An 18,374-nucleotide genomic window follows, 5' to 3' on the forward strand; every position below is an offset into this window, starting at 1 on the left:
GCAGGGAGAGGAATAATCAGGGCCTACCTAATTTAGACTAGATAGGCCCTTTACGTCATAGATTATGCGAGTTTAAGCTTTTTCTCTAAATAGTGGATGTTTGTACCACCGTTAAAGAAGTTTTCATCTGCCATAATGCTTTGCTGTAGGGAAATGTTGGTTTTAATTCCTTCTACAACTAATTCATCAAGGGCATGTCGCATTCTCGCAATTGCCACGTCACGATTTTCTCCATAAGCGATTAACTTACCGATCATAGAGTCATAGTGAGGAGGTACACTGTACCCGGCATATATATGAGATTCCCAACGAATACCGAAACCACCTGGCGAATGGAACATATTAATTTTTCCAGGGCTAGGCATAAAGGTCGCTGGATCTTCTGCATTGATTCGACATTCAATGGCATGACCGCGAATCTGAACATCTTTTTGTTCAATGGATAAAGGTTGACCAGCAGCAATACGAAGTTGCTCTTTAATCAAATCCACACCAGTGATCATTTCTGTGACAGGATGTTCAACCTGAATACGTGTATTCATTTCGATGAAATAGAAGTCGCCGTTTTCATAAAGAAACTCAAAGGTTCCCGCGCCACGATAGCCAATTTCGATACAGGCTCTACGGCAACGCTCACCAATTCGCTCACGGGTTTCTGAATTAATGCCCGGTGCAGGTGCTTCTTCCACTACTTTTTGATGACGTCGTTGCATTGAGCAATCACGTTCACCTAAATGAACTGCATTACCTTGACCATCAGACAGCACTTGAATTTCAACGTGACGTGGGTTTTCTAAGAATTTTTCCATGTACACAGTAGCATTACCAAAGGCCGCACCGGCTTCGCTTTGAGTCATGGAAATCGCATTGATTAGTTCTGACTCTTCACGCACAACGCGCATGCCTCGTCCGCCACCACCGCCAGCTGCTTTAACGATAATTGGGTAACCGATTCGTTTAGCAATGGCTTTGTTGCGCTCTGGATCGTCATTAAGAGGACCATCAGAACCTGGCACACATGGAACACCCGCTGCTTTCATAGATTTGATTGCCGACACTTTGTCGCCCATCAATGTGATAGTTTCAGGTTTAGGACCAATAAAAATAAAACCACTTTTTTCAACTGCTTCTGCAAATTCTGCATTTTCAGCTAAAAAACCGTATCCTGGATGGATAGCAACTGAATTAGATACTTCAGCAGCGGCAATGATTCGGGGGATATTTAAATAGCTTTCTGTGGCTGAAGCTTTGCCAATACAGATTGATTCATCTGCAAGCAAAACGTGTTTCAGATCCTTATCTGCGGTGGAATGTACAGCGACGGTTTTAATTCCCATCTCTTTACATGCACGCAAAATTCGAAGTGCTATTTCACCCCGGTTCGCAATTAAGACTTTATCAAGCATGATAATTGGCTCGCTTATTCGATTACGAACATGGGTTGATCAAATTCAACAGGCTCTTGGTTTTCTACCAAAATTTGTTTTATGACACCTGCTTTATCTGCCTCGATTTGGTTCATCATTTTCATTGCTTCAACGATACACAAAGTATCTCCAACATTCACTTTTTGACCCACTTCTACAAAAGCAGGTGAACTTGGTGAAGCTGAACGATAGAAAGTTCCAACCATAGGAGATTTAAGCACATGACCAGACACTTCTGGAGTTGCGGCTGGTGCTGCGGCAACTGGGGCTGGAGCAGCCGCGCCTACAGGTGCTGGAGCTGGTGCGTATTGCACGGGAGCTTGTGAAGAAGCGCTAGCCCTATGAATGCGTACTGACTCTTCACCTTCGGTAATTTCAAGTTCCGAAATACCAGACTCTTCAACTAGTTCTATCAATTTCTTTATTTTACGAATATCCATTTAAGCTCTCTTTAGTTACTCATTAAATTAATTTGGCAATGTTGTTTGGCAGCAATTAAAGCTGCTTTATAACCGTAATCTCCTAATCCACAAATTACCCCTTTGGCAATATCGGATAAATAGGAATGTTTTCTAAATTCTTCTCGTGCGTGCACATTTGAAAGGTGCACTTCAATAAACGGAATGCTAACACTTAATAAAGCGTCTCTAATAGCCACGCTAGTATGGGTAAATGCACCGGGGTTAATAATAATAAAATCTACTTCCCCCATAGCATCATGAATTCTATCTATCAGTTCATGTTCCGCATTGGACTGCAGATGCTGCAATTCAACACCTTCCTGATTTGCTAGAATTTTCAATTCATCTACAATATCTTGTAGAGTCTTCGACCCGTATATCGTGGGTTCACGCTTTCCCAGCATATTAAGGTTTGGACCGTTTAATAATAAAAATTTCACGAATTTGTCGCTATCTTCTTTTAAATTTCATTGTTGCGATACTCTTAACGTAAATCTGGTTAAAGTCAAATAAGAATCGCCTGAAAAACAATCAATTAAAAGTTGTTTGTAGTAATTATAGAGAATAGTGGTTAATTAGCAGCAAAATACTGGTCTTATCAGCGAAGTTTCCTGCATCTTTTTTAGGTTTTAGCGCAAAAGGTAATATTTATTGAATTATTTAGCCCATATTCATCTAGCTCATGTATCCCAAACGAGCTTAATGGGTAATTTTTTAGGGGACTTTGTAAAAGGAAGTAATTTACAACATCTTCCTGGCGCAGTGCAGCATGGTGTGCGTTTACATAGAAAAATTGACTCTTACACAGATCATCACCCAGTTGTTAGTGCGATGAGAAAAAAGTTTCCAGCCGATTTACGGCGTATTTCTGGTGTTATTATTGATATTTATTTCGATCATTTATTATCTGTACATTGGCAAAATTTTACCGCTCAACCGAAACAACAGGTGCTGACTGAATTTTATCAGCAATTGAAAGCAGAACCGCTTAAGCACAGTCAACACTTTGCGTCTGTTCGTGCAGGTTTATTAAAACATCGATGGTTACAAAATTATGATGACCGGGAAAATTGTTTTGGCGCTTATCAACAGATTGAAAAACGTCTAAATATGCGCATTAAATTCGCACAAGACGGTTATCAATTTATGAATTTGTATCATGATGAGATAGAACAAGATTTTTTGGAGTTCTATCCCGAACTCATACATTATGTGCAAACAGTTCAATTAGATTAAAGGATCACTTATGGCAGTACATGAAATTAAACACCCGTTGATTTTGCACAAAATTGGTTTGATGCGAGCTAAAGGGATTAGTAGCAAAGATTTTCGCGAGCTAGCCAGTGAAGTTGGCAACCTTTTAACTTATGAAGCGACACGGGATTTGAAAACCGAAAAAGTCAATATTCCTGGTTGGACAGGAGAATCAATCGAAGTGTCCAAAATTAAAGGTAAGAAAATCACTGTGGTACCAATCCTCCGGGCTGGGTTAGGAATGTTGGATGGTGTGTTGCAGTTGATTCCGAATGCTAAAATAAGTGTTGTTGGGTTATATCGTGATGAAGAAACACTAGAGCCGGTAGCCTATTTTGATAAAGTGGTGAAAGATGTCGATTTGCGTACCGCGTTAATTGTTGATCCCATGTTAGCCACGGGTGGAACATTAATCGCCACCATAGATCTGTTAAAAAAGAAAAAGTGTAAAAAGATACTCGGGCTTTTTTTGGTGGCCGCGCCTGAAGGAATCAAAGAGGTGGTTAAAAAACATCCTGATGTTGACATATATGTGGCAGCGATAGATAAAAAATTAGATCACCGAGGTTACATATTGCCAGGATTAGGAGACGCCGGTGATAAGATATTTGGCACTCGTTGATTGTATAACTGATTTTTAAAACAATGTAGATGGTTTAATTAGAATCGTTGATTATTAACTGATGTTGAGTATTAATCGCATATAGAACTTTAGTTTAGTTTGGCCTTTGATAGCCGGTTTTTTCTATTGTTCTTGGGCTAACCTGTGTAAACTCAGATTTTGTTCATTAATTTTACATTCTAAATCTATAACAGATTGAACTGTGGGGTACTTTTAAGTTTGTTTAAAAAGCTTAAAAATCGTGTTGTTGTTTGCGGATTAACTCACTTCTGTCAGTTTCTTAGACTCGTGTTGTGTGCAAGTTTTGCATTTTTTAGCGTATCTCAGGTTTCAGCCGCACCGTTAATCAACGAACCCAAATTTACTCAGTTATCAACTTCCCAAGGGTTGTCTCAAGACACCGTCAATGACTTACTAATTGATTCAAGTGGTTTTTTATGGGTAGCAACCCAAGCCGGGCTGAATCGATTTGATGGTTATCGAGTTAAGCATTTTGATGGTAATCAAATGCAACTTGCCGATATTTCTATCGACACAATCTTCGAAGATAACAATCAAAATATTTGGGTTGGTACTCGACGGTCCGGCTTATTTAAAATCGACACAAAAACCGGGGAGACTACCCTCATCGAGGACTTTTCTGAGGGTGAAAGTACTTGGTCTGATAGGGTCACTAGTATCAACCAATTGGCAAATAACCAAATTATCGTGTCCACAGAGCGCAGTGTTTATATCGTTAGCCCTGATTTGGGAAGAGCATCGCTGTTATATAAATTGCCCGAATATAAACAAGTCGCTAAATACCAAATCAATGCCACGCTGTTTTTAGAGGATAGACTTTTGTTGGGGCGCAGCGATGGTTTGTTCGAGATTGAGCTCAATACAGGTAACGAACGTCAGATAAAATTAAAGGACAAGACGAGTGATGAACCTATCACTAAATTGTTTTTAGCCAGTGATAACAAAATATGGATCGGCAGTGAAATAGGCCTATTTTGCTTAATGTTCGATGAGAATAATCAATTTGGTCTCATCGATCATGCTTTGAGCATTCCTATTTTAGAAATTTATGAAACAAGTTACGGTAGTTTATACATAGGTTCAGAGCAAGGCTTGTTCAGTTATGATCCGCCATCTGCTCAACTGCAGCATTATTTTAGTCCTTCCGATAGTCGCTACTACTTATCATCCGATAACGTTACTGCCGTCGATATGGATAACAAAGGGAACCTGTGGATTGGATCTTCCTTCGATGGTGCGCTGTACTGGTCGACGCAAAGTGTTAAATTCGAAAACGTGAGTCAAAACAAAGATGAAACCATTCAGTTAAGCAGTAACAGTGTGAAGTCTTTTGCGCAGTTTAATGATGACGGTTTATGGATTGGTACCAGTAATGGCCTGAATTATTATGATCTCAAAGAACATGAATTGCGCGGACATTGGTTTACAGAAGATATTGTAGGGCTCAAAAGGGCCAGAATCAGAGACATAGAAACTTTTGGTGATACAACATTATTGTTGAATACTGACGGTGGGCTATGGTCTTTCGATACTATTACCAATACCTTTTCTCCACCGAAGAGTGTTAACTCAGACGTTGCTAAGCTTTTAAATAGCAGAATGGATAGCTTTGCCAAAGATAATAATGGTTTTTATTGGTTAAGCAATTTAGAAAAATTCTATAAATATGATGCGGTCACTGGTGTGGTAACAGAAGTCGATACTTTGAATGAGCAAATTGATGCTAGCGCGTCTTACGGCTTCTTGAGTGTTAGCAAACTGTTCAAAGACATATTATGGATAGCTCAAAGAGAACAGTTGTGGGCTTATAATACGCAAAGTGACTCGCTGCAAAGTGTGCACAAATTAGAACGAGCAAGTATGGGGCAACCTGTATATCCAGAAAGTATCGTTGAAGATAATAATGGGACGCTTTGGATCGCTTACCCAGGAGCTGGTCTGGTGGGGTTAGATTCGACGATCTATACACCTAAGTATGGCTTCGACAAAAAAGATCTATTGCCCAGTAATATGATTTATGGCATCCACCAAGATAAGAGCGGTTCGATTTGGATGAGTTCCCATGCTGGTTTGCTTAAGTTTGATCCCTCAGGCCCCTATCTCCAGCAGTACGGAATTTCCCAAGGACTAGACGGAAAAGAATTTAATGGCTTGTCGCATATAGTGTTGCAGGATGGACGCTTGGTATACGGCTCTCAGAAAGGGTTAACCATTTTTGATCCTTTAGCGTTTGAAGCACATGATGGAAACCCACCCCAAGTCAGCATTACGTCTATCAAGCTAAGCTCTAACTCATTAAAAATGCCTTTGGTGAATTTGGATAAACGGGTGGTGCTTCTTGATCATAAAGATGCAGGCTTAACCATTGAGTTTTCTACGCTGTCGTTTGAACATCAAAACACCACTCAATACCAATATAGACTTGATGGCACCGACAGTTATATTTATCCGGCAACGACAGACTCTCAAGTTACCTTCCCTAAATTAGATCCAGGCGAATACATTTTTTCTGCGATTGCTTTTGATCCTACCACTGGTGTTGAGAGCTCACCTGCTTCTGTGCATATTTTCGTAAAATATTCGCCTTGGTTGTCTCCCGCAGCGTACGCCATTTACATTTTTATTTTCGTGTCTTTGGTGTTGTTCTGGTGGTATCGACGGGATCTTCAAAATAAACAGGTAATGGCAGCTCACGGACAAGCTCTGCAGAGCAAAAACCGACTAACTTTGGCGTTAAGTGCGAGTAACAGTAATGTTTGGGAGTGGCGCTCAGATACCAACCAGTTTTATGCGCCGAGAATCTCTGATGAGTTAGATTACAAATCTGATGATAATTTAATGAGTTTTGATGCACATCTTGATTTGATTCACGAAGATGACCGAGCATTATTTGAATCTAACTGGCAGGCATTTATTGATAAAAATAGTCACGGTTTAGATGTCACTTATCGATTGCGGGCCAGAAACGGTGAATGGTTTTGGTATCGTGATGTGGGTAATGAAGTTGTTGACCATAGCGGATTAAGAAGTGTTGTCGCGGGAACCTATAGCAATGTGACAGAAACAGTCGCGGATCGAGAAAAGGTTAGATTATTTGGTGAGGCATTTAAACATACTCGGGATTGGGTTGTTATTTTTAATACCGAGATGGTGCCGGTAGCCGTTAACACTGCGTTTTGTGAAGCCTTTGGTATTGATGAAAATGGCGACCTAAAAACACAATTAAACCGCTTATTTAAGCTGAACGCTGAATATCCTCCTCGATTCTGGAAAAAACTATCCGAGCTTGGAGTGACAGGGCATTGGAAAGGGGAGGAGCAACTAGTAATCGACAACGACAAAGTGTCTAACGTGCTGATTAATATGACTTCCATTGCCAGTATGCGTGCGCAGGGTGAAATTGATTATTATTTGATGATCATGTCGGATATTAGCGAGCAAAAAGAGGCTGAAAATGAACTTCGCCGCCTAGCTAATTTTGATGGCCTGACTAACCTTCCCAATCGAACGTTACTGTTAGATAGAATTAAGCATGGTATTGATCACGCAGCCAGACACAAATCTAAAATGGGTATATTTTTTATCGATTTAGACCGCTTTAAACAGGTTAACGATAGTTTAGGGCATAAAGCCGGTGATGAACTACTCAAGGTTGTTGCTCAGCGTTTAACTAATTTATTGCGACAAGATGACACCGTGGCTAGGTTAGGTGGTGATGAATTTGTTGTCATGGTTGAAGAAGTTAAACACCCTGATCGCCTGAGTATTTTGGCTCAGCAGCTTATTGAGATTCTTGAAGCGCCAATACAATTGGGTAATCAAACTGTTAGTGTGTCCTCTAGCGTGGGTATCGCGATTTACCCTGGCGATGCAGACACGCCTGAAGAACTGTTGAGAAACGCAGACTTAGCGATGTACCACGCAAAAGAGCAAGGGCGCAGTGATTTTCAGTATTTCACGCAACATATGAATGAAAAAGCGCAAGACCGATTATTAATGGAAAATCGCTTGAAAAAGGCCCATCAAAGTAAGGCCTTTATCAATTATTACCAACCAATCGTTAATATCAATACCGGTGTGGTAGGTGGATTTGAGTTATTAATGCGCTGGCCTGACACTAATGGCATGGTTCCGCCGGATCAATTCATTCCTGTGGCTGAAGAGTTAGGACTGATTGAGAATATGACATGGGATGCGTTAGAGCGCGCTATGCCGGTGTTGAGCGAATGGCAGAGTAAAGGGCGAGAGGTGTATTTATCCGTTAACCTTTCAGCGCGACATTTTGAACGACAAATCTCCATTGACCATATTGTATTGTTATTAGAGCAGTATGGGTTACCGGTTTCGACGTTACGATTTGAAATTACCGAAAGTGCATTGATGAGAGACTATGAGCGCGCATTGCATTATATGGAGTCTATGCGCGAACATGGATTTATTATTGCGCTCGATGATTTTGGTACCGGCTATTCATCGCTCAAATATTTAAAAGAGTTTCCTATTCAAGTACTCAAAGTGGATAAAAGCTTTGTTGATGATATTGGTAAGAACAAGAGTAACGAAGCCTTAGTCTTAACTACGCTGCGCATGGCTGAGAGCCTTGATATGTATTGTGTAGCTGAAGGTATTGAACAACAAGAACAAATTGATTTCTTTAAATTACATGGTTGTAATCACCTACAAGGTTATTTTTATTCTAAACCAGTGCCTGAAGATGAAACCGCTGCATTGCTTGCGAAAAGCTGGTTGCAGTAAACAAAATTAAATCCCTTTAATATTTCGCAGCTTAGATAAATAGCCTCTGCTAGTCGCCTACCCAAAACATGAAGATCCTTATTTGCCTTCATTTTAACAAGCATAGGAAAACGCTATAGCGGCGGACTAATAGTCAAAATTCAGCTCATCTCAGCATTTAACGATGCAGCGCTAAACTGACCCTTTGCTTCTCAGCAACCGTTAGTTTAATACCTGATTTACATGCTTTGCGAAGGGGCCGGCTTTCATAAATCCGGTTACCCTTGCAGAGGACAATTCATTGCCTTGTAAATCAAAAAATAGAATAGTGGGTAATCCCAATACGTCAAAGGCTTGTTGAAATTCAATATTAGTGGCAGTGTTATCCGTGAGATCGATTTGCATCCAAACTGAATCGGATAGGGCATCCACTACTTCAGGAGCTGGGAAGGTGTACTTTTCGAACTCTTTACAAGCCACACACCAATCGGCATAAAGGTCGACCATCACTGATTTTCCTTGTGCGTTGGCTGCAGTTAACTTTTCTTCAAAGTCCTGTAAGTTTTTCACCAGTATAAATTTAGGGTGATTACTGCCGTCAATATTTGTTGAAGATGTTGCCGCTGTTATTGCGGTCGAGTGGCTTTGGTTGAACTGGTGATAAGCATATAATACTGAGCCAATTAACCCCGCAAAAATAACTAGGCTGCGGATCCCCTTCCAAAGGGTCGTAGCAGTATTGAGGTTCATCACATAAAAGTACGTAAAAGCAGAAAGCCCTAACACAGACCACACATATTCGATCCAAATATTACTGACTAAGCGCTCTAAAAAGGTCAGAGCAACAACGAGCATCATAAAGCCAAATGCAACTTTCACTACGTTCATCCAATTGCCTGCTTTAGGAAGTAATTTACCGCCAGTTACCCCAAACAAGATCAGTGGTATGCCCATTCCTAAACTCAATGCATACAATGCAAAGAAGCCTAGCAACTGATCACCCTGTTCGGCTATATATAATAAAATGCCAGTTAACGGTGCCGTGGTGCAAGGAGAGGCAACTAATCCCGAAATCACGCCCATCACAAAAGCACCAATAAAGCTGCCGCTCTTTTGTTTATTGCTCAATCCATTAAGTTTTTCTTGCCATTTAGACGGCAATTGCAATTCGTACGCACCAAACATCACGAATGCAAGAGACACAAAAATAACGATTAACCCCCCTAAAATATAAGGGTTCTGTAAATACGCGGTAAATTGAGCACCTGCGGATGCAATGACTAATCCCAATATTGAATAGGTGATTGCCATGCCCTGCACAAACATAAAAGATAAACTAAATGCTTTTGAGGTACTGATTGATTTACCCTGACCAATCACAATACTGGATAGGATTGGGTACATAGGGAAAACACAAGGCGTAAAGGCTAAGCCAATCCCCAACAATAAAAAAGCAGCTAATTTGAGGATAAGTAATTGTTCACCTTTGAGTAAGTCTGCTAACTCAAATTGTTGAGAAACTGGCACTGAATCATTGTTTGGTTTGGCCCCACTACTTTGATTCATTTGGGTGTTTAGTGTTGTACTTGCTGCTTCAAGCACCTCGTCCAAATAAACCACTTGAACCGTTGGTGGATAACATAAACCCGCATCAGCACAGCCTTGATACTGAAGTTTTACTACCGCATCTTTTTCCGACCTGAGTACGCTATAGTTGATCTCTACTTGGTCGTAAAAAACAGGCTGAGGCTCTTCGAAGAACTCGTCTTCTTTGATAAGTGCTTCAGGGTAAATTGGCTGACTAATTTCAGCGTTTTTTACCACTGTCTTAAATTGGTTTTTGTATAAGTAATATCCCGGTGCAATATTAAAACGCAAAAAAAGCTGGTCGTTTTTCTGGTCAAAATCAAACTGAAATGCTTGCTCTACAGGCAAAAATGTCGGTTCGTCTGCGAATAAATCATCAAAAGCTTGGTTGCTTTGAGCTAAGCTCATCCAAGGTAATAATACAAATACGGTTAACAATATAAGACGTCTAAAGTTCATTTAAGGCTACTTTCAATCCAATTTAAATATGCTTCACTGGCGGAGGCATTATCAAGAATAATCCACTGAGGAATATCATAGGGATGCAAGCTTAAAGTCAACTTAAGTGCATCATCTAATTTATTCGACATTGTTTTTATTATTAAGTGCATTTCTGCGTCAGTAACGACTTCATCTTCCCAATGATAAAACGATGTTATCGGCTGAGATATCTGCACGCAAGCAGCGAGCTTAAGGTTTACCAACTCACTAGCAATTTTTTCAGCTTGTTTCTTCGTTGGGCAAGTGGTTAAAACTATACAAAATTGCGAACTCATTATTACACCTTTTATACTCTGTCCATAGGAGACATTAATAATAAGTCATGTATTTCAAAAAAAAGTGTTTTGATCTTTTAGCACTGTATAGAATTCAATACTTGCTTGCTTGTAAAAGGTTCTTGTGAATTGACAAAACGACCCCAGATCAAATGTTTAATCAAGGAGCGTATTGTGTTTGCTAAATTGTTTATTTTGTTCGCTATCTTACCCATAGCCGAAATTGCGTTGTTAATTAATGTCGGCGAGCAAATTGGTGGTTGGAATACAGTCGCTATTGTTGTGGTTACTGCCTTTATTGGTGCTTATTTTGTACGACAGCAGGGGATTGCGACCCTAATGCAGGCTCAATCAAAGATGCAGTCAGGCGCTATGCCTGGGCAGGAGATGGCCGAAGGTTTATTGTTAGTGGTAGCCGGAATTCTATTAGTTACCCCAGGTTTTATAACAGATGCTTTAGGTTTTTTATTGGCACTACCTATTACTCGTCCATTTATTGCCAAAAGTTTACTTAAGCAAATTTCCGTTAACGTTGTAGCTGGCCAACCAGGTCAGGGGCAACACAGTTATTCTCACACCAGTTACACGCAAACCAGCTACTCAAATCGTGGTAATCAAGCAGATGGTGATATTATTGAAGGGGAATATGTTGACAAAGATGAGGCTGAGAACCGACCGAAAATCGATTCTCCATCAGACCGTTAACAGCTTAAAATTGGCGTTTTATTTTTGTTTCGCTTTGACGCCACCGGTTAACGCAATTCGCATGGCCTCTTCAACACCAATATCTAACTTAGTTATTTGCTGGCGTTTTACGTACAGGGTATAGCCACCTATTTGGTAACTAAGCGGAATATACACTCCGATTTTATCGTCGTCTTGGAAAATCTCTACTGCAACTTGGTCGGCAGTCACGAAGCCGATTAAATGCATGTCTGGTTTAATTTCTACTGAAACGACAGCTTTGGAATTTTCTTTATCGCTAATTTGAAATACTGTTAGGGTATCTCTTATGGCTCCATATACCGATTTGACTAGCGGTATTTTTTCAACCTGTCGGTTTGCAGTTGATACCATCCATTGCACAAAAAACAGATTAACCACAAGTCCAGTGAGTAAAATAACTGCGCAGGTTGTTAAAATTCCCATTCCGGGAAAATAGTATTCTTGTGGGACGTAGGGAAATAACAGTGCTTCAGCGCCCGACATAAACCAGTATATAAAATACAGGGTTAATGATAACGGTAAAATGGCGGCCAAGCCCTGAAAGGATAAAGACAACAGCTTTTTCATTAATTAACAACTCATAGTAGTAACGAAATACGGGGTATAATGACAGAGCTTCATCCAACTGGCGAGAACATAAGGATTAAAACAAATGAAAGCAGGTGTATGCCATATATTGGTCAAAGATAAACAGCAAGCGGAAGAACTAAAACACCAACTTGCGAAAGGTGCCAATTTCCAACAACTGGCGAAAAAATACTCACAATGTCCTTCCGCTAAAAAAGGCGGCGATTTAGGTGAGGTGAAACCGGGGCAAATGGTTAAAGCGTTCGATAATGTGGTATTTAAAAAACCAGTTTTGACAATTCATGGCCCGGTAAAAACCCAATTCGGTTTTCATTTAATAAAAACACTTTATCGCTCGTAAACGCCTCAAATCCTTCAATTTGCAAAAAAATCGCAAAAAACACCACAAAAATAGATTTTTTTTAACATAAACCCTTGAAGTCAGTAAGGCTATCCCCATCTTTGCTCGCAGATACTCATTCGAGTTGAGGTGAAAGCCGCAACTCACCCCCCGACGTTCGGGAATTTTAACTTTAAAATTGGAATTTTCAGGAGATTTGAAAATGGCAATCCGTCCTTTACACGATCGCGTTATCGTTAAGCGCCAAGAGCAAGAAAGTAAATCTGCTGGTGGCATCGTACTAACTGGCTCTGCGGCCGAAAAATCAACTCGTGGCGAAATCGTTGCTGTTGGTAATGGTCGAGTTTTAGATAATGGTGAAGTGAAAGCGCTTGACGTTAAAGTTGGCGACGTAGTGATTTTTAGTGATGGCTATGGTGTTAAAACCGAAAAACTAGATGGCGAAGAAGTGCTTATCATGAGCGAAGGCGACATCCTAGCGGTTGTTGAATAACAGCATAATCAATTAGACAGAATTAAGAGGAAATTAAACATGGCAGCTAAAGAAGTACGTTTTTCTGATGACGCTCGCAACAAAATGCTTGCAGGCGTTAACATTCTTGCTAACGCGGTAAAAGTTACTTTAGGACCTAAAGGTCGTAACGTTGTTCTAGACAAATCTTTTGGCTCTCCTACCATCACTAAAGATGGTGTATCTGTTGCTAAAGAAATCGAGCTTGAAGATAAGTTTGAAAACATGGGCGCACAGATGGTTAAAGAAGTTGCGTCTAAAGCAAATGACGAAGCCGGTGACGGAACAACGACTGCAACTGTACTAGCGCAAGCGATTGTAACTGAAGGTTTGAAATCAGTTGCTGCGGGTATGAACCCAATGGATCTTAAGCGCGGTATCGACAAAGCTGTTTTGTCTGCGGTTGAAGAACTTAAAAATCTTTCTACTAAATGTGCTGACAGCAAAGCAATTGCTCAGGTTGGTACTATCTCTGCAAACTCTGATTCAGAAGTGGGTAACCTTATCGCTGAAGCAATGGACAAAGTAGGTAAAGAAGGTGTTATCACTGTAGAAGAAGGCCAAGCACTTCAGAACGAACTAGAAGTGGTTGAAGGTATGCAGTTTGATCGTGGTTACCTATCTCCTTACTTCATGAACAACCAAGAAAATGGCACTGTTGAATTAGACAGCCCATACATCCTTTTGGTTGACAAAAAAGTCACTAACATCCGTGAATTGCTACCAACTCTAGAAAGTGTTGCTAAAGCATCTAAGCCGCTATTAATTATTGCTGAAGATGTTGAAGGCGAAGCTCTAGCTACATTGGTTGTTAACAACATGCGCGGTATCGTTAAAGTTGCAGCTGTTAAAGCGCCTGGCTTTGGTGACCGTCGTAAAGCAATGCTACAAGACATCGCTACACTAACTGGCGGTACTGTTATCTCTGAAGAGATTGGTCTTGAGCTAGAAAAAGTTCAACTAGAAGATTTAGGTACTGCAAAACGTGTTGTTATCAATAAAGACAACACTGTAGTAGTTGATGGCGCTGGTGACGAAGAAGCGATTAAAGGTCGTTGTGCTCAAATCCGTGGTCAAATCGAAGAATCTTCTTCTGACTATGACAAAGAAAAACTTCAAGAGCGTCTAGCTAAATTAGCTGGCGGTGTAGCAGTCATTAAAGTTGGTGCTGCAACTGAAGTTGAAATGAAAGAGAAAAAAGCACGTGTTGAAGATGCACTTCACGCTACTCGCGCAGCGGTAGAAGAAGGCGTTGTAGCTGGTGGTGGTGTTGCGCTAGTTCGTGCAGCAGCTAAATTCGCTGACCTAAAAGGTGACAACGAAGACCAAACTCACGGTATTAAACTAGCACTACGTGCTATGGAAGCTCCTCTACGTCAAATCGCATCTAATGCTGGCGCAGAAGCATCTGTAGTAACTAACGCAGTTAAAAACGGTACTGGTAACTTCGGTTACAATGCAGGTAACGACACATACGGCGACATGCTAGAGATGGGTATTCTTGACCCAACTAAAGTAACTCGTTCTGCACTTCAATTTGCAGCGTCAATTGCGAGTCTTATGATCACCACTGAAGCGATGATCGCAGATGCTCCAGCTGATGACGCTCCTGCTATGCCTGATATGGGCGGCATGGGCGGCGGTATGGGTGGAATGGGCGGCATGATGTAATAGCAAAATGCCTCTATTAGCCCTTATAAATCAATGGTTTACGGTAACTGTATACAGTAAAGTAGACACAAGTGTAGACAGTGATGTGGTCATTGATTAAGGTCTCAAAGAAGTCTTAAAGAAGGCGTTGGGTTAATCCTCAGCGCCTTTTTTGTTTATCTTAGTACAAACTATAAAACCTCTTATAAGCTTCTATCAGTTCCCCTGAGTAAGCCAAGTCACCATTAAGACCACCTGTTAACGCTTGCTGGTACAACTGCATTACCTTTGTATCTTTATTAGCAGCGTATGACACCCATTCAGATAAGTGGTTTATGTCGATACCTTGGTGTTGTTCTTCAAGGTAGTCTTCAAAACTCCCCATTAAGTTCTCAGCCAAAGACTCAATCTCCCTTTGTGCTCTATCAGGTGATACACCATAGGATTCACTGAGTTCTTCTAGTACTTCTGGACTTAGTTCATTGCCAGCTAATATGTCTGAGATTGTATCGTTGGTTGTTGCTGTGCCTAAGACCTCTTCAATCTGTGAGACTGTCTCAGTCAGCTCAGGGTTATCTATACGATAAGCTTCAGTGTCTTCAGGTTCTTCTTCAGTCTCCATGCAAGCTTCAGCATCATTGAGATAGTCTTCGAAGTTACCAGCGTATACTGATTTACTGACTATTCCAGCCTCAATCATGTCATCTACCTTACCTGTAATACCATTGACTGTAATCAGTGTGTCAGGTTGGATGTCCTCTAGTTGTACTGGTAGACCCTGAACTGTCCTTAAGTCTGTTATAGCGAAGTCTTCACTAGCTTCTTCAAGGTGTTGTTCATGGTCTAATAGTGCTCTTAGTTGTTGCTGTGTGGTCTCACAGAAGTCACCATTAGTTAAACCTAATGAATCATTGAGGTCTTGCTGGTGGTCTTCTAGGTCGCCTTGTTTCATTAAGGCTTGGACTTGTTGTTGTGTTACTGGACACAGTTCTTCAAAGTTGATTGTCATATGTTGTTACCTCCGTTATCGACTAATGTATTTGTCGTTATGGACTAATGGTTTAGTCGTTATGGACTAATGTATTTGTTAATATTGTTAGGGACTTAGAGTCAGGCTTAGAGTTGGTCTCAAGGGCTTCTTCAGGTTCACCACGAGTTAACGCAGCGAATGCCTCAACGACAACCATATAGAACTCAACGTCTACCCACATAGCGTAGGCATAGAGAGCTTCAAGTGTTGCTAAGGTCTTTGCGTTGCGTCCTCTTATGAACTGCAAATTTGCAGTACTAGCCAAATGCTCTTTCGTCTTGCCACGCCACTGACTAGGAGATTGACTAGCTTTTAAGTCAAACGCTCTCCAGATGTCATTAAGGTCTAACATTCCTTCATCATCAGAAGTGATTGTTGCTGTGGTATTGTTGAAGGTTAAAGTTACTTCTTGTTTCATAAGTTTAATTCTCCTTTTAATTTTTCCCGAGCCAACAAGTTAATTGTCTATAGAACTAGGACGATCTGTAAGACCCTACAAGATCGACTTTAAGCTAACTAATACAATCAGTTAGGTCAGGTCTTGAAGTCTTCTCAGGGGCGCATACAGATCGTCTCACGGATGTCTTACAGTGACTTTTTGATTAGCTCGTTGACTTGGCTTAGTTGGTGGGTAAGTCTCTCGTGACACTTCAAGGAAGCCTTAGCGGAATCTATACGTCTCTTCTCCTGACTCACACCTCTCTTGATAACCGTCTCCTTTTCAGTGATTAAGCTAGTTACTTGAGACTCTCTGTCAGCCTCAGTTATCTTGTCCTTTCTCTTGGCTTCACCTATGGCCTTGTCATACTTAGCCTCTGTGTACTTCACAATCTCCTTAATCCTCTTCTCTGAATGGTTAATACAATCGTTTAAGTAGGTGGTATTGATGTGGTCTAGTTGGCCTTGCACCTCAGCCTTACGCTTAACCAAGTCTTCAAAGGTTGGTTGTGGAATGGTGATACTAGGTTGCTTAGTTCCCTTGGGTAACTCGAAGTCAGTCTTACACTCATTCCAGAGTTTCTTAAGGCAGTCTTTACGTTTATCTTCATCCATCAATACAAGCTCCCAATGCATTGAGTTAGCTCTTTCTCTGTAGTCACTCATGACAGTATTAAGGTTGTCTCTGAGTTCCTGTAAGGCTTCCTGTTTGGCTCTCTCAGCGATTGCATCTTGCTTGTAGAAGTCTAGATATTCTCCGTACTTCTTAGCTCCCTCGTAAGCGCCTAGGCGCTCGATTAAGTAGTGCTGGCATATAGCATTCAATGCGTTCACTGTGTCTTGTAGTTTGTTTACTTGGTCTTGTAGGTCTATCTGGTTTGTCATAATTAAACTCTCCATTAATGTTATGGACTAATGTATTAGTCGTTATGGACTAATGGTTATGGATTAGTCTCTATAAATATTTATCGTAGATACAGCTCAAGGCTTTCTTGTGGGCGGCCTCAAGGTAGTGTTTAGGGTTCTTATCAAGGTTGGCCTTAACAACTCTGTAAGCATGTTCTGAGCGTCTTACTCTCGCCTCAAAACATTCTTGCCAGCTATCAAGGTTGTACACGGCCTTCTCTAAGATTGGCTCCATGATTGCTAACATCTCAGCACAGCGTTTAGCGTTGAGTCTGTAGTCTCTCGTGTTACCAGTCTTGGTGATGTGTCGAGGCAAGCTTGTTCTCCTGATAAAACTCTTACGCACAATGAATACGGCATAGGTGGTTTTGTCAGGGAATAAGTAACGACAATGATTAGCAGCGATATAGATTGATACCCACTGTCTTAAGGTTTCCTCTGCGCCACTACGCTTAACTGATAGTTTGAGCAGATGAAGTAACTGAGTACTTATCTCTAAGTCTCCTAGTCTCCTGTACGGTGATAGTTCTTCCAATGCACAAGCTCGGTCTAAGAGGTTCTCAAAGGCTAACTTGTAGTGAGGTATTCTGGCTTTATCGAACCACTCTCTCGATGCCTTGTAAGCGTCCTCTAGCGGTTTATGATACCCAGCGTACTTCTTATTGAGTGAGGGAGGCTTGAAGGTTGGATGTCCATTGTGCTGAACAATCTCCCTGTGTCTCTTACAGTAATCTGAGTACTTCTCGTTGTTCTTTGGTCTGTAACATCCCCACACTTTACAACTAGGTGAGGTCATTTAGTTTCTCCTAATAATTTAGTTGCTGATAACTAATAACTTAGTTGCTGATAACTAATAACTTAGTTGCTGGTGGATACACTCATTAATCAAAGTACTAGCGCTAATCTTACGGCCTCTCTTCTCTTGCTGTTCCATTTGTAGTTGGTTCAGTAGTAAGAGGTTCATAGGTGTAAGCGTGATACGTAACTCAGTGTTTGTAATTGCTTTATACGGTTTGGTTCTTAGCTCTTTACGAGGCATGTTATTTCTCCTATTTGTTAATGATTTAGTCGTGATGAAGGTTGTCCTGAAGACCGTCTTAACGGTGTTAAAGGAAAACTAAAGGGTAAGCACAAGAGGCATAAAGAAGTCTTAAAGTCTGTCGCTAACTGATACAAATACCAGATAAATACAGAACACAGGAAAGAGTCATAGTCTGGAGGAACGCTAAGCCTCTAACCTGTGTAAGTATCTGGAGATTATGAACAATAGACTAATGTAATAGTCCCAAATCAGTTAACTAAC

At 40.8% G+C, this 18,374-nt stretch carries 18 protein-coding genes; 7 read left to right on the plus strand and 11 right to left on the minus strand.

The window, feature by feature from the left end:
• Nucleotides 1–62: 62 nt before the first annotated feature.
• Genes accC through aroQ form a run of 3 tightly spaced genes read right to left on the minus strand, consistent with a single transcriptional unit; the run spans nucleotide 63 to nucleotide 2,328 of the window.
• Entirely contained in the window at nucleotides 63–1,406 is a 1,344-nt protein-coding gene (gene accC / locus KO530_RS07835) for an acetyl-CoA carboxylase biotin carboxylase subunit (protein ID WP_216047855.1), read from the minus strand.
• Nucleotides 1,407–1,420: 14 nt separating this feature from the next.
• Complete coding sequence (gene accB / locus KO530_RS07840; RefSeq protein WP_216047856.1) at nucleotides 1,421–1,867, minus strand: acetyl-CoA carboxylase biotin carboxyl carrier protein; 447 nt, start codon at nucleotides 1,865–1,867, stop codon at nucleotides 1,421–1,423.
• 11 nt (nucleotides 1,868–1,878) lie between these two features.
• Nucleotides 1,879–2,328 carry a type II 3-dehydroquinate dehydratase gene (gene aroQ, locus KO530_RS07845; protein ID WP_216047857.1) on the minus strand — a complete coding sequence of 150 codons (450 nt, stop codon included), beginning with the start codon at nucleotides 2,326–2,328 and terminating at the stop codon, nucleotides 1,879–1,881.
• Nucleotides 2,329–2,539: 211 nt separating this feature from the next.
• Here aroQ and KO530_RS07850 point away from each other — a divergent pair, with 211 nt between their 5' ends.
• The 3 genes from KO530_RS07850 (at nucleotide 2,540) to KO530_RS07860 (ending at nucleotide 8,540) form a co-directional block, all read left to right on the plus strand.
• The gene (locus tag KO530_RS07850; protein WP_216047858.1) at nucleotides 2,540–3,124 is read left to right on the plus strand and encodes an ACP phosphodiesterase; all 585 of its coding nucleotides are present in this window, start codon (nucleotides 2,540–2,542) and stop codon (nucleotides 3,122–3,124) included.
• 10 nt (nucleotides 3,125–3,134) lie between these two features.
• Entirely contained in the window at nucleotides 3,135–3,764 is a 630-nt protein-coding gene (gene upp / locus KO530_RS07855; protein WP_216047859.1) for a uracil phosphoribosyltransferase, read from the plus strand.
• 219 nt (nucleotides 3,765–3,983) lie between these two features.
• A complete protein-coding gene (locus tag KO530_RS07860; RefSeq protein ID WP_216047860.1) occupies nucleotides 3,984–8,540 on the plus strand; it encodes an EAL domain-containing protein in 4,557 nt (1,518 codons plus the stop codon).
• Between the two features lie 201 nt (nucleotides 8,541–8,741).
• Here the strand turns inward: KO530_RS07860 and KO530_RS07865 are convergent, their stop codons facing one another.
• Together KO530_RS07865 and cutA are read right to left on the minus strand one after the other, a co-directional pair.
• Nucleotides 8,742–10,565 (minus strand): protein-disulfide reductase DsbD, encoded by a 1,824-nt coding sequence (locus KO530_RS07865; RefSeq protein WP_216047861.1) that lies wholly within the window; start codon nucleotides 10,563–10,565, stop codon nucleotides 8,742–8,744.
• Nucleotides 10,562–10,882, minus strand: coding sequence for a divalent-cation tolerance protein CutA (gene cutA / locus KO530_RS07870; protein ID WP_216047862.1), 321 nt, complete (start codon nucleotides 10,880–10,882; stop codon nucleotides 10,562–10,564). The genes KO530_RS07865 and cutA overlap by 4 nt, the downstream gene beginning before the upstream one ends.
• 174 nt (nucleotides 10,883–11,056) lie before the next feature.
• Here cutA and KO530_RS07875 point away from each other — a divergent pair, with 174 nt between their 5' ends.
• Nucleotides 11,057–11,587 (plus strand): FxsA family protein, encoded by a 531-nt coding sequence (locus tag KO530_RS07875; RefSeq protein ID WP_216047863.1) that lies wholly within the window; start codon nucleotides 11,057–11,059, stop codon nucleotides 11,585–11,587.
• Nucleotides 11,588–11,605: 18 nt separating this feature from the next.
• Here KO530_RS07875 and KO530_RS07880 read toward each other — a convergent pair whose 3' ends face one another.
• On the minus strand, nucleotides 11,606–12,175 hold the full coding sequence (locus tag KO530_RS07880) for a DUF502 domain-containing protein (RefSeq protein WP_216047864.1): 570 nt from the start codon (nucleotides 12,173–12,175) through the stop codon (nucleotides 11,606–11,608).
• An 85-nt stretch (nucleotides 12,176–12,260) separates the two neighbouring features.
• On the opposite strand from KO530_RS07880, the gene KO530_RS07885 reads away from it, so the two are divergent.
• The 3 genes from KO530_RS07885 to groL all read left to right on the plus strand — a co-directional run bounded on the left by KO530_RS07885 (nucleotide 12,261) and on the right by groL (nucleotide 14,718).
• Nucleotides 12,261–12,536, plus strand: a complete 276-nt coding sequence (locus tag KO530_RS07885) for a peptidylprolyl isomerase (RefSeq protein ID WP_216047865.1) — start codon at nucleotides 12,261–12,263, stop codon at nucleotides 12,534–12,536.
• Between the two features lie 202 nt (nucleotides 12,537–12,738).
• Nucleotides 12,739–13,029, plus strand: a complete 291-nt coding sequence (locus tag KO530_RS07890; protein ID WP_216047866.1) for a co-chaperone GroES — start codon at nucleotides 12,739–12,741, stop codon at nucleotides 13,027–13,029.
• 39 nt (nucleotides 13,030–13,068) lie between these two features.
• Nucleotides 13,069–14,718: a chaperonin GroEL gene (groL, locus tag KO530_RS07895; protein ID WP_216047867.1), complete on the plus strand. Its 1,650-nt coding sequence runs from the start codon at nucleotides 13,069–13,071 to the stop codon at nucleotides 14,716–14,718.
• Between the two features lie 160 nt (nucleotides 14,719–14,878).
• Here groL and KO530_RS07900 read toward each other — a convergent pair whose 3' ends face one another.
• The 5 genes from KO530_RS07900 to KO530_RS07920 all read right to left on the minus strand — a co-directional run bounded on the left by KO530_RS07900 (nucleotide 14,879) and on the right by KO530_RS07920 (nucleotide 18,110).
• Nucleotides 14,879–15,706, minus strand: coding sequence for a hypothetical protein (locus KO530_RS07900; RefSeq protein ID WP_216047868.1), 828 nt, complete (start codon nucleotides 15,704–15,706; stop codon nucleotides 14,879–14,881).
• Nucleotides 15,707–15,758: 52 nt separating this feature from the next.
• Entirely contained in the window at nucleotides 15,759–16,145 is a 387-nt protein-coding gene (locus tag KO530_RS07905) for a KilA-N domain-containing protein (RefSeq protein WP_216047869.1), read from the minus strand.
• Between the two features lie 167 nt (nucleotides 16,146–16,312).
• Nucleotides 16,313–17,050 (minus strand): DUF3922 domain-containing protein, encoded by a 738-nt coding sequence (locus KO530_RS07910; protein WP_216047870.1) that lies wholly within the window; start codon nucleotides 17,048–17,050, stop codon nucleotides 16,313–16,315.
• Nucleotides 17,051–17,120: 70 nt separating this feature from the next.
• A complete protein-coding gene (locus KO530_RS07915) occupies nucleotides 17,121–17,387 on the minus strand; it encodes a hypothetical protein (RefSeq protein ID WP_216047871.1) in 267 nt (88 codons plus the stop codon).
• Nucleotides 17,388–17,921: 534 nt separating this feature from the next.
• The gene (locus KO530_RS07920; protein ID WP_216047872.1) at nucleotides 17,922–18,110 is read right to left on the minus strand and encodes a hypothetical protein; all 189 of its coding nucleotides are present in this window, start codon (nucleotides 18,108–18,110) and stop codon (nucleotides 17,922–17,924) included.
• Between the last annotated feature and the right edge of the window lie 264 nt (nucleotides 18,111–18,374).

Source organism: Aliiglaciecola lipolytica (assembly GCF_018860635.1).
GTDB classification, from domain to species: domain Bacteria; phylum Pseudomonadota; class Gammaproteobacteria; order Enterobacterales; family Alteromonadaceae; genus Aliiglaciecola; species Aliiglaciecola lipolytica_A.

What these genes read in the sequence shown, in the direction of transcription:
- groL (WP_216047867.1), top strand. Translation starts at nt 13,069, where the DNA reads ATGGCAGCTAAAGAAGTACGTTTTTCTGATGACGCTCGCAACAAAATG.
- KO530_RS07880 (WP_216047864.1), bottom strand. Translation starts at nt 12,175, where the DNA reads ATGAAAAAGCTGTTGTCTTTATCCTTTCAGGGCTTGGCCGCCATTTTA.
- KO530_RS07885 (WP_216047865.1), top strand. Translation starts at nt 12,261, where the DNA reads ATGAAAGCAGGTGTATGCCATATATTGGTCAAAGATAAACAGCAAGCG.
- KO530_RS07905 (WP_216047869.1), bottom strand. Translation starts at nt 16,145, where the DNA reads ATGAAACAAGAAGTAACTTTAACCTTCAACAATACCACAGCAACAATC.
- KO530_RS07910 (WP_216047870.1), bottom strand. Translation starts at nt 17,050, where the DNA reads ATGACAAACCAGATAGACCTACAAGACCAAGTAAACAAACTACAAGAC.
- KO530_RS07900 (WP_216047868.1), bottom strand. Translation starts at nt 15,706, where the DNA reads ATGACAATCAACTTTGAAGAACTGTGTCCAGTAACACAACAACAAGTC.
- KO530_RS07890 (WP_216047866.1), top strand. Translation starts at nt 12,739, where the DNA reads ATGGCAATCCGTCCTTTACACGATCGCGTTATCGTTAAGCGCCAAGAG.
- KO530_RS07865 (WP_216047861.1), bottom strand. Translation starts at nt 10,565, where the DNA reads ATGAACTTTAGACGTCTTATATTGTTAACCGTATTTGTATTATTACCT.
- accB (WP_216047856.1), bottom strand. Translation starts at nt 1,867, where the DNA reads ATGGATATTCGTAAAATAAAGAAATTGATAGAACTAGTTGAAGAGTCT.
- KO530_RS07920 (WP_216047872.1), bottom strand. Translation starts at nt 18,110, where the DNA reads ATGCCTCGTAAAGAGCTAAGAACCAAACCGTATAAAGCAATTACAAAC.
- cutA (WP_216047862.1), bottom strand. Translation starts at nt 10,882, where the DNA reads ATGAGTTCGCAATTTTGTATAGTTTTAACCACTTGCCCAACGAAGAAA.
- upp (WP_216047859.1), top strand. Translation starts at nt 3,135, where the DNA reads ATGGCAGTACATGAAATTAAACACCCGTTGATTTTGCACAAAATTGGT.
- accC (WP_216047855.1), bottom strand. Translation starts at nt 1,406, where the DNA reads ATGCTTGATAAAGTCTTAATTGCGAACCGGGGTGAAATAGCACTTCGA.